The organism is Latilactobacillus sp. VITA-14, assembly GCF_046580785.1.
Classification (GTDB): Bacteria; Bacillota; Bacilli; order Lactobacillales; family Lactobacillaceae; genus Latilactobacillus; species Latilactobacillus curvatus.
On record NZ_JBJKTM010000033.1, the window covers coordinates 1 to 10,567 of the forward strand.

General features: G+C 41.9%; 8 protein-coding genes, 1 tRNA gene and 2 pseudogenes. 4 read left to right on the forward strand and 7 right to left on the reverse strand.

Going from position 1 to position 10,567, the window contains the following annotated elements; all coding sequences use genetic code 11:
• Nucleotides 1–128, forward strand: a pseudogene (locus ACF1X7_RS09690) (IS30 family transposase); the annotation flags it as partial.
• Between the two features lie 27 nt (nt 129–155).
• Here the strand turns inward: ACF1X7_RS09690 and ACF1X7_RS09695 are convergent.
• The 4 genes from ACF1X7_RS09695 to ACF1X7_RS09710 all read right to left on the reverse strand — a co-directional run bounded on the left by ACF1X7_RS09695 (nt 156) and on the right by ACF1X7_RS09710 (nt 5,576).
• Nucleotides 156–905 carry an alpha/beta fold hydrolase gene (locus tag ACF1X7_RS09695; protein ID WP_039098855.1) on the reverse strand — a complete coding sequence of 250 codons (750 nt, stop codon included), beginning with the start codon at nt 903–905 and terminating at the stop codon, nt 156–158.
• A gap of 478 nt (nt 906–1,383) precedes the next feature.
• A complete protein-coding gene (argS, locus tag ACF1X7_RS09700; RefSeq protein ID WP_039098854.1) occupies nt 1,384–3,075 on the reverse strand; it encodes an arginine--tRNA ligase in 1,692 nt (563 codons plus the stop codon).
• A 263-nt stretch (nt 3,076–3,338) separates the two neighbouring features.
• Nucleotides 3,339–5,276, reverse strand: coding sequence for an ATP-binding cassette domain-containing protein (locus tag ACF1X7_RS09705; protein ID WP_411162725.1), 1,938 nt, complete (start codon nt 5,274–5,276; stop codon nt 3,339–3,341).
• Between the two features lie 229 nt (nt 5,277–5,505).
• Nucleotides 5,506–5,576: transfer RNA gene (locus ACF1X7_RS09710), tRNA-Gly, on the reverse strand.
• 130 nt (nt 5,577–5,706) lie between these two features.
• Between ACF1X7_RS09710 and ACF1X7_RS09715 the strand changes: the two genes are divergently transcribed.
• The 3 genes from ACF1X7_RS09715 to ACF1X7_RS09725 all read left to right on the forward strand — a co-directional run bounded on the left by ACF1X7_RS09715 (nt 5,707) and on the right by ACF1X7_RS09725 (nt 8,594).
• Nucleotides 5,707–5,904: a hypothetical protein gene (locus tag ACF1X7_RS09715; protein ID WP_004265738.1), complete on the forward strand. Its 198-nt coding sequence runs from the start codon at nt 5,707–5,709 to the stop codon at nt 5,902–5,904.
• 178 nt (nt 5,905–6,082) lie between these two features.
• Nucleotides 6,083–7,675 carry an APC family permease gene (locus tag ACF1X7_RS09720; RefSeq protein WP_039098851.1) on the forward strand — a complete coding sequence of 531 codons (1,593 nt, stop codon included), beginning with the start codon at nt 6,083–6,085 and terminating at the stop codon, nt 7,673–7,675.
• A gap of 121 nt (nt 7,676–7,796) precedes the next feature.
• Nucleotides 7,797–8,594 carry an alpha/beta fold hydrolase gene (locus ACF1X7_RS09725; RefSeq protein ID WP_411162726.1) on the forward strand — a complete coding sequence of 266 codons (798 nt, stop codon included), beginning with the start codon at nt 7,797–7,799 and terminating at the stop codon, nt 8,592–8,594.
• Nucleotides 8,595–8,689: 95 nt separating this feature from the next.
• Here the strand turns inward: ACF1X7_RS09725 and ACF1X7_RS09730 are convergent, their stop codons facing one another.
• The 3 genes and pseudogenes from ACF1X7_RS09730 to ACF1X7_RS09740 all read right to left on the reverse strand — a co-directional run.
• Nucleotides 8,690–9,478: an HAD family hydrolase gene (locus tag ACF1X7_RS09730; protein WP_411162727.1), complete on the reverse strand. Its 789-nt coding sequence runs from the start codon at nt 9,476–9,478 to the stop codon at nt 8,690–8,692.
• A gap of 168 nt (nt 9,479–9,646) precedes the next feature.
• Nucleotides 9,647–10,099 carry a MarR family winged helix-turn-helix transcriptional regulator gene (locus tag ACF1X7_RS09735; RefSeq protein WP_411162728.1) on the reverse strand — a complete coding sequence of 151 codons (453 nt, stop codon included), beginning with the start codon at nt 10,097–10,099 and terminating at the stop codon, nt 9,647–9,649.
• Between the two features lie 339 nt (nt 10,100–10,438).
• Nucleotides 10,439–10,567 (reverse strand): annotated as a pseudogene (locus ACF1X7_RS09740) (IS30 family transposase); the annotation flags it as partial.

Below are 10,567 nucleotides of genomic sequence, written 5' to 3' on the forward strand. Positions count from 1 at the left end.
AAAAGACCAATTTTAGCCAAGTAACGACTGATGAGATCCTAGCAGCACTTGAACTAATTAATCAACGACCATTAAAAATACATCATCAACAGACTGCCATTGAAAGATTCCGGGCTTGTTCGGATTAAACTTGTAATTTGCCAAAATGATTTATTTTATAGTTGCGTACTAAAAAAATCTGTAATTATGTTCATCAGCGCTGGCTTCACCAGATGGCGTTCACCATTTGCTGTTAAAAATGTCACGTTTTTGGCATAAGTTTGACCTTTAATCTGCTGTTCAAAAGCTGCTACTTGTTCATAGGGAATTCGTTCATCTGCTGTCCCATGCCAGAATAAAACAGGCCGTTGAGCAATTGCCTGCGGCTGTTCAGTTAAATCGTAGGCCGTTAACCAACTTGTCAATAACCCTAGATCGTCAGGTTGTGCTAACTGATGCGCACGGATATTTTCACGAACTAAGCGCGCATAGGCTAGCGGTGCCGGCGAGCCCATGATACAAGCCGCCACTTTAATTTCTGGATGCTTGGTTAAGAGTGCCGCCGTTGTCATCCCACCCATGGAAACACCCCCGACGCCGATGCGGTCAGCTTGAATTAAATTAAGTTGGTGCCAGTAATCAACAATCAAACTGAATTCGGCAAGGTTGGTTTGAATACTTTGCCAAAAAGTCCATGACGGAATCTCTGAAACAGGTTGCAGCCGTTCACCATGATTCAGTGCATCCGGTAATACCACGCGTATCCCAGCTTCAGCCAGTTTACGCGCTTGCGTTAAAACCAATTCTTTTGCTGACCGCCAGCCATGATAGTAAATCACGAGTGGTAATGGCTGATGACGTTGTTCGTCAGCGACCACTTCCAAAACCGGAATCCCTTTAATCTGGCGTTTTAAGACTAATACCATTAGTGAACCCTCCCCCACTATTTCAAGATTACTATAACGGAAGTTGGCGGGGTTGTCATCGAATTAGAATTTTTCGAAAAATAAAAAAGCCACCAGATTGATTTAATCGGGTGGCTTAAATGTGCTCCAGGCATATTCCTGCGCTTAACCAAATTTATCAAATCGACGATGACATCGTCAATTCGCCAAATCCAGTTAATGCTCAAATATAACCGCCTGCTTGCACACTCTGATCTGAAACGTGCTTTTTGAAACTGACCTTTCCGGTTAACCTAAAAATAGCGGTTATGGCTAAAACCCGCCATAATCGCTATTTTTTTGTTAATCCTCAAGGTCAAATCGTTTCAAACGTACTCTGTTTTTAAACATGCTTTTTAAAGCTGACTCTTGTGCTTTGCTACATATCGCAAACAATCGACTGCGTCGCTTATTCACGATATTAGGCAAATGCTCAGAGTCAAACCGCTTTAAACGCACTCTACATTGCTTTTGGTGCTTGTACGCCTAATAAGTCTAGTGAGGCTTCTAGGACTGTGCTGACACTCTTCACTAATGAAAGACGCGCATTTTTTTGATCGTCGTCTGCCAAAATTTTTGAGTTTGCGTAATACTTGTTGAAGGCTTTTGCCAAGCGTAATGCGTATTTGGCAATCACTGATGGTTCGTATTCTTGGCTGGCTTTGACAATCACATCTGGGAAGTTGCCGAGCATCTTCAAGACATCCCAAGCGTTGGCATCTGAAACGACTAAGTCAGCGTCCATTGCGACTTCTTGGTTGGCCTTGCGCAAGATACTTTGGGCACGGGCATTTGTGTATTGCACGTATGGACCTGTCTCACCTTCGAAACGCACAACTTCTTCTAAGTCAAAGTCAAAATTATCTAAACGATCATTCTTCAAATCATGGAAAATAACCGCACCGATGCCGACTTGTTTTGCAACTTCTTCTTTGTTTGGTAAATCAGGGTTTTTGGCTTCAATTTGTTGTTGTGCTAGGTTAACGGCGTCATTTAAAACTTCTTCCAATAAGATCACACGACCGCTACGCGTTGATAATTTCTTACCACCTTGAGTAATTAAGCCGAATGGAATATGGTGAATTTCGTCCGACCAATCGTTGCCCATTTCTTTTAAAACGGCCTTCATTTGGTTGAAATGTTCCCGTTGTTCGCCACCAACAACGTACAATGATTGCACGAAGTCGTATGTGTCATGCCGATACATCGCAGCGGCTAAATCACGTGTCATGTAGAGTGTTGCGCCGTCTGATTTTTTAATCAAGGCTGGGTTCAAGTTGTAAGCTGTTAAGTCGACGATTTCAGCACCGCGACTTTCTTGTAAGAGCCCTTTTGCTTCAAGTGCGTTGACCACACCGTCCATCTTGTCGTTATAGAAGGCTTCACCATTAAATGAGTCGAATTCGACCCCTAACATCGTATAGATCTTTTGGAATTCCTTTAATGATTCAGTTCTAAACCATGACCATAACTTCGTTGCTTCTTCATCCCCGGCTTCAAGCTTACGGAACCATGCCCGTGCTTCATCGTCTAATTCTGGATGTTCAACGTCTTCTTGATGGAACTTAACGTAATATTTCAAAAGGTTCGTGATTGGGTCTTCTTTAACTTCTTCTTCACTCCCCCATTTTTTATAAGCTACGATTAATTTACCGAATTGAGTACCCCAGTCACCCAAGTGATTGATTTTAATTGGGTTAAAGCCCACTTTTGTCAAAATCTTGGCGATTGAGTTCCCAATCACTGTTGACCGTAAATGGCCCATTGAGATGGGTTTAGCGATGTTGGGTGATGACATGTCGATTGGCACGTTGCCCCCTTTACCGAGGTCACTTTGGCCGTAATTAGCGGCTTGCGTTAAGACGGTTCTGAGGATTTGGTCGCTAAACGTAGCCTTATCCAAGAAGAAGTTGATGTATGGCCCGTTGGCAATCACTTTTTCAAAGCCGGCTTGATCCATTTCTGCGACTAAGTCTTGGGCGATTTGTTGGGGTGCTTTCCGTAATGTTTTCGCTAAGATAAACGTTGGAAAAGCATAGTCCCCTAAGTCTGATGTTTTTGGTGTTTCAATGAGTTGTGCTACTTTATCTGCTGGTAAACTGTCCCCTAAAACGCCCATTAAGGCAGTGGTGACTTGTTGTTTAAAATCCATGTTGATAGCCTCCTAATATTTGTGAACAAAAAAAGTCCCTTCCAAATAAATGAAAGAGACGAGAATTCCCGCGGTACCACTCTGATTGATCAATCGATCCACTCAATAGTATGCAATTGTTCAACCAAAAGCGCGCCGCGTCAACTTGATTACCCACCTTACACCGTCTGTGAGCTCGCTATAAATCGCTGTTGATGCTATTCTTTTGACTGTTCGAACTTGATAACTAGTATATAGAACTTAGCTGCACTTTTCAAGCGCAATTATTCTGCCGCGAGGGCTTCAATTGGATCTAACTTAGCTGCCTTACGAGAAGGTGCTAGTGCCGCTAAGAGACTGATGATAATGCTGATGATTATCCCGAATAGGACGTAGCCACTGGTAATTGCCACAATTGGCATATGCGTTAATGGTTGGGCCAACGTATTGACAAGCAATTGTCCAAGGCCAGCAATGCCGGCACCAAGAACACTTGATAATAACCCAATCAAGAAGGCTTCTGAGACGAATAAGTGCCGAATATCTTTCTTTCGGGCGCCGATTGCGCGTAGAATCCCGATTTCCTTCGTCCGTTCTGACACACTGATGTAGAGCACCACGATGATCATGATTGCTGAAACCAATAATGAAATCCCGGCAATCCCAGCTAAGACGTAGAAGGCTAACATCAAGTAAGTGTTAATTGAATCGAGGATCGCACCAACCCCTGTGATTTGGTAATCCTTTTGTGTCTTACCGTTGACTTTGCTAGTGTAGGTTTTGATTTTATTTTGAACGGCTTTAACATTTTGGGTCTTATTAACCGTGACTGCTGCAAAGTTGGGTGCAAACTCTAATCCTTGCGCTTGGTACATCTTGGATAATGTGCCATATGTGACGGCTTCAGTCCCAGAATTGATGATCCCTGAAACTTTCACATCTTGGCGCATTTGAACTGGACGTTGATCCTTACTAATGGCATTGACGTAAATGGTTACTGTCCGACCAACCATCTTCTTGTAATTTTTATCTAACTTCTTAGCCATTGCCTTCGTTAAAATAATTTCGTTGGCCCCAGGTTTAGTCCCGGTCTTAATATCTTGGACACGTTCGGTTTTATTAAACGTTTGGAACATTTGGACTGTTTCACTCTTCTTTTGATAGTGCACTTGGACACCATTCATGTAGTAGCCCTTTTCAACCTTCGTCACGTTTTTGACCTTATTAAGGCGGTTGATATCCTTATCAGCTAAGTTACCTTGTTCACCGGCTTCAATCTGTTTGCGCGTGAGGTTTCTTGCAATCTGAATCGTATTTGGATTAACTTGCGATGAAATCTGATCATTAATATAGCCAGTCACCCCTTGACCCAAGCCTAGCATTAAAATGACGGAGAAAATCCCAATGGATGCGCCAAAAATAATGAGCAAATTCCGTTTAATATCGTAGCGCATGTGTTGCATTGCCATTTTGAAAGCAGACATAAAACTTAATGGACTACTCTTCTTAATTACCGGACCAGTTGGAGCTGGGTAAGCTGGTTTTAATTGCTTGTCATAATCAATCTGCCCATCAACCATGTGGACAACCCGTGTTCCGTGGTCAGCAACGGCTTGTGAATGGGTTACGGCGATGACGAGTTTGCCATCTTCGGCAATCTTTTGTAAGATTTCGAGAATCTCGGCCGTATTCTGGCTATCTAACGCACCCGTTGGTTCATCGGCAATGATGACATCTGGATCAGCAGCCAAGGCTCTGGCAATAGCAACCCGTTGCTTTTGTCCACCTGACAATTGGTTGGGATGTTTATGGATATGTTCCTTCAAGCCAACTTGTTCCAATAAGGCGGTCGCTTTGGCAACCCGTTCCTTATGTGATAGATCAGTCATTTCAAGTGGCACCATCACATTTTCCAAGTTAGTCAAATGACTAATTAAATTAAAGCTCTGGAAAATAAAGCCAATCGTTTGACTCCGATAAGCATCAAATTTCTTTTCGGATGCATTCTTTAAAGATGTCCCATCAACGATGAGCTCCCCATCGTATTGGTGATCTAACCCACCGATGATGTTCAGCAACGTCGATTTACCGCCGCCTGATTCCCCGAGGATTGAAACAAATTCGCCACGGTCAAAGCTTAAATTGATGCCTTTTAAGACTTTAAATTCAGCCTTGTTCATATAATAGGACTTGTGAATATCTTTAATCTCTAATAATGTCAATGTCGTACGCTCCCACTACTTAGATTGCTCGTAAGTCTCACGATTTTTTAGTCGATAGATAATAAATATACTTTATCAGAGCACCTTTAAACAAACAATCGGCCTTAGGTCTGATAACGAAAAGAGTGTGATGTAAGTCGGGTATCCGCCGAGGATTAAATTTCAGAGAATAAAAAAAGAGGTTGCAACAAAATTTCTTCTGTTGCAACCTCTTTTGCATGAATCTTTAAGCGAGTGACGGGAATCGGACCCGCGACGCAAGCTTGGGAAGCTTGAGTTTTACCACTAAACTACACTCGCATTACTTGATATAGTATAGCATATTATTTCCGATTTGTGCATATTTTTTGAAAAAAAAAGGTTTAAACGCTTAACAAATAGCGTATGTATGCGGTATACTATTGATAACAACTTGATTGGAGTCCTTTTAATGGCCGATTCGCAAAATACAATTCCTGAATCAACCGCATTTCATTGCCCTGCATGTCAGGCGCCAATTGAATATGGTATCAAACGTTGCCCAGGCTGTCAGACTGCGATCTTCTATCGCGATATGTCTGAAACATTCTGGAACGATCGTAAATTAAATCTTTTTAAACAAACGGATGCCATTCAACGGGGCAATTGACTTAAATTAACTATTCAACCGTCACTTTTTGTGACGGTTTTTTTAATTGTTAATAATTAATTCAGAAGGCGTTACCATTGTTAATTTGATAGACTTCACGACTCATTTTAGCCGCATTTTTAATTTGAAACCAACGGTGATGGGTGCTATAATGGCACACCATACACAGGAGGTCTTTATGATAGAGAAGAACAAAATGAGTTTATTTAGCCTAGTGATGCTAGGTTTAAGTTCCATCATCGGTTCCGGTTGGCTGTTTGGTGCATGGGAGGCAACGACCGTGGCAGGCCCAGCAGCCATCATCTCTTGGATTGTTGGCGCAATTGTGATTGGTGCAATTGCCTTTAATTACGTTGAACTCGGGACGATGTTTCCTGAAAGTGGCGGGATGAGTCACTATGCCCAATATAGTCACGGTTCATTACTCGGCTTCATCGCAGCGTGGGCCAATTGGGTATCATTAGTCACGATTATCCCAATCGAAGCCGTCGCTGCTGTCCAGTATATGAGTTCTTGGCCATGGGCGTGGGCTAACTGGACGAATCACTTTATGCACCACGCTGAAATTTCGAATCGTGGCTTGCTCGTCGTCTTTGCCTTTATCATCGTCTTCACCCTTTTAAATTTCTGGTCCGTTAAATTCTTGACCCATTTTACCAGCTTCATTGCAATCTTTAAATTAGGTGTGCCATTATTAACCATTATTATGTTAGTCTCAACTGGTTTCCATACTGGCAACTTCGGGCATTCAATGGCGACGTTTATGCCCTATGGTTCCGCCAAAATTTTTGCAGCCACTTCGATTTCTGGGATTATCTTTTCATACAATGCCTTTCAAACAGTAATCAATGTCGGCAGTGAAATCCGTGATTCTAAACGGAATATTGGACGTGGAATTGCAATTTCACTTGGAATCAGTATTGTGATTTATCTACTCTTGCAAATTACCTTTATCGGTTCTGTTTCACCCGCCTTGCTCGCCAAAGTCGGTTGGCACGGTTTAAACTTCCAATCACCCTTTGCCGACTTAGCCATTTTACTTGGAATCCATTGGTTAGCCGTCTTACTTTACTTAGATGCGTTTGTTTCACCCTTTGGGACCGGCGTTTCCTTTGTCGCTTCATGTGCACGGACATTAGCAGCATTAAAGCAGAACAAACACATGCCACCGATTGTCGGCCGCATGAACGAACAATATAATATTCCTCGCATTGCGATGGTCATTAACGCCATCGTCAGCATGCTACTCGTTTCAATTTTTAGAAGTTGGGGAACGTTAGCCAGCGTGATTTCAACCGCAACGTTGATTGCCTATTTAACCGGCCCGGTCACCGTCATGTCATTACGTAAAATGGCCCCTGATATGAACCGCCCTGTTCAGTCACCTTGGATGAAAATCATGTCGCCATTATCCTTTGTCCTTGCCAGTTTGGCAACTTACTGGGCAATGTGGCCAACAACCATTAAGGTGGTTGGCGTCATTATGCTTGGCTTACCATTTTATTTCTACTATGAGTATCGGATTCACTGGGAAAATACTTGGGCCCAATTCAAAGGAAGCTTATGGTTAATTATCTATCTCGCATTGCTTTCGCTGATTTCATTCTTGGGCAGTCGGGAATTCAACGGAATTAACCTGATTCCTTACCCACTCGATTTCGTCTTAATTAGCGCATTAGCCCTCATCTTTTACTATTGGGGAATTATCAGTCGCTTCTATTCGAAATACTTCTCACGCGCAACACGAATTAACGATGATGTGCAACTTTAAGCATGACTAAAAAGGACGCCAAACAACGGTTAAAGTTGTTTGGCGTCCTTTTGGTATCTCTAGATTGTTTCTGCTAAAATGAATCGTAAAGTACGTTATCTTTTTCGGGAGGCGCTAACCAATGCAAAAATTGACCGTTCAATCTACTGATCGAATCCATACTTTAAATGTCGTGACTTGGTTTCCAATCCAAAAACCGGTCGCAGTTGTCCAAATTCTAACTGGGATGGCCGAATATATCGAACGTTATGATGCTTTCGCTCAATTCTTAGCAGATCGTGGGATTATCGTCATCGGACACGATCATATTGGGCAAGGCCACTCCGTTCAGTCCAACGATGAGCTCGGTTATTTCGGGCCAAACGGGCTCCAGACGCTAGTCAACGATTGTACCTTAATCGGTCGCATTGTCCACGAGGAATACCCAGAGCTACCATTATTTGTGCTCGGACACTCAATGGGCTCAATGCTAGCGACACAATATGTTAAGCAAACTGAAGTGCCGATTACTGGAGCCATCTTCATGGGCGTTATCGATGTACCCTTCATTCTTAAACCCGCCTTACCAATCGTTAAATTAATCGGCGCCATTGCAGCTAAGCGCCCCGGTACTGTCTGGAATAACTTGGCGTTTGGGGTCTATCCTAAACGATTTGATGCTCACCGACCTTTTTCATGGTTAAGTTACAATCAAGCAAACGTGGCGGCCTACGAACAGCATCCATTGTGTGGCTACGTCTTTTCAAATAGCGGTTTTGCAATGCTCTTCACCCTCACTGAATTAACTCGGCATGCTGATTGGCAACTTGCCTTACAATCCCGCCCAGTTCTCGTAATGAGTGGCGCCGACGATCCAGCTGGCGGTTATGGTCGCCGCCGCGCGGCATTTAACGAACCAATTCAAAAAGCGCACCGTTAACAACGCAACGGTGCGCATTCTACCTCATACAGCGCATGAAATTTTATTAGAAACAGATGCTACCCAGCATTACCAATTCATCTACGATTGGTTGACTAAAGTAATTTCTGAATCTCCTTTAACACACCATAGTTCTCATTAGTGTCGGCACGATAAGTCGCATATTGGATCATATCGTCGGCAGCATTCCCCATCAAATAACTATGTTCAACGGTTTGCAGCATTTCTTTATCATTATAAGTATCCCCGAAGGCCATCATTTGCACCGGCGTGATGTTGAAATAATCCGCCAAAAAGCGCATTGCATGGCCTTTGTCGATGCCTTGATTCATAATATCGATCCATTCAACACCGGCAACCGTTACTGAATAAGCCGGTTCAAATTCGGGTGCGAAAACAGCTTCATACTGTGCTTGACTATCTTTTCCCGGGAAATAAATCGTAAACTTGTTGACTTCAACACTAACCTGCGTTAAATCAGGTACATATTCAATGTTGGCATAGAATTGCCGCAAAGTCGCGTCATAATCTCGATATTGTGTTTCAACGTACGCCGCGTCCATCCCACAAATCACGCCAATCCCATCTGGCGTTTGATTAACGAATTGGACCATCCGTTGGTAATCAGCTAACGGCAATAAACTTTTGAATAAAGTTTCACCTTGATAACCAATTGCACCCCCGTTATCGCTGACGTAAACCATTGTGTCAGCAAGTTCGGGAAACATTTGCTTTAACGTGTACATTGGTCGACCGCTGGCAGCTGCGAATTGAACCCCTTTAGCATGTAATTGCTGAATGGTTGGTATAAAGTTTGGTGGCAACTGGCCACTCTCAGTTAATAAGGTATGATCCATATCGGATGCGATTAATTTAATTGTCATGCTTAGTTCTCTCCTATCCCTTAGATACCTTAATAATATACCGTTTATGCCAATTCATCGCAATCGGTTACATTCAAAAATAATCATACTCGACATCCATCGCTTCGATCCTGCCCATTAACACGCGCTAAACTAAATAACTCCCCCGTTCAGATTCCGATAGTCTCTCTAAAAGATTTGAATCTCATTGATATTGAATGTTCTTTTAACCGCGTCGGACATTAGCGCAATTTGGTTATCAATTTCATCCCAATTGGTGGTAACAAATCCAGAATCCAAACTATCAATCATGTCATTACTGTTTAGTCTAATCTTTAATAATAACTGTTTCCCCTTGGTTGTAAGTCGATAGTATACTTTACGACTATCACCAATAAAACTCCCCACATTAGCCCGTTCAATTAATCCTTTTTCACCCAACAATTGGCATTGGCGGGAAATAGATGGTCGAGAAACGCCCATACAAGCAGCAAGGTTGCCGGGCGTTTCTTCTTTTTCACGATCCATTTTTTCCATCAACAAATATTGTTTGAGTGATAAGTCAACATTTTGCAAAACTGTGACAAATAATTGATCCAAAATATTACGATATTTAATGAGCATTAATAATTGATTATTCATAATAAGCATTACTCCTTCTATCTATTTTGAGGACCTACAATATGCGAACTAGTAATCCTGCTCTGCTACACAGGCATTATATTATATAAATTAATTAAATGTAAATAGCTGAAATTAACGGTATTGACAAAAAATATTTTTAATAAGTTTTAACCCTATTAATATTTTTTTATTGAAATTCGCCAAGTTTGTGATGTTTTTATTTATTAAATGACCTTTTAATCGCGATGCAGTTTACAGCTTGTAGCTTTCAGCCGTTTTTATAGTTCAAATAATAATTATATTGATAAGAAAATATTTATTTAAAGCTATCGTTTTCTACTAAGGTAGATTGCAAATTTAATCCGAATTTTTGGACAAATTTGTCAGCATAACCTGATACGGTGTTTGCCAGTCGAGTATTTTAAGCGGTCGCTGGTTAATTTGGAGTAACGTCGTCGTTAAATCTTGAGCACTAATGTGCTCAAA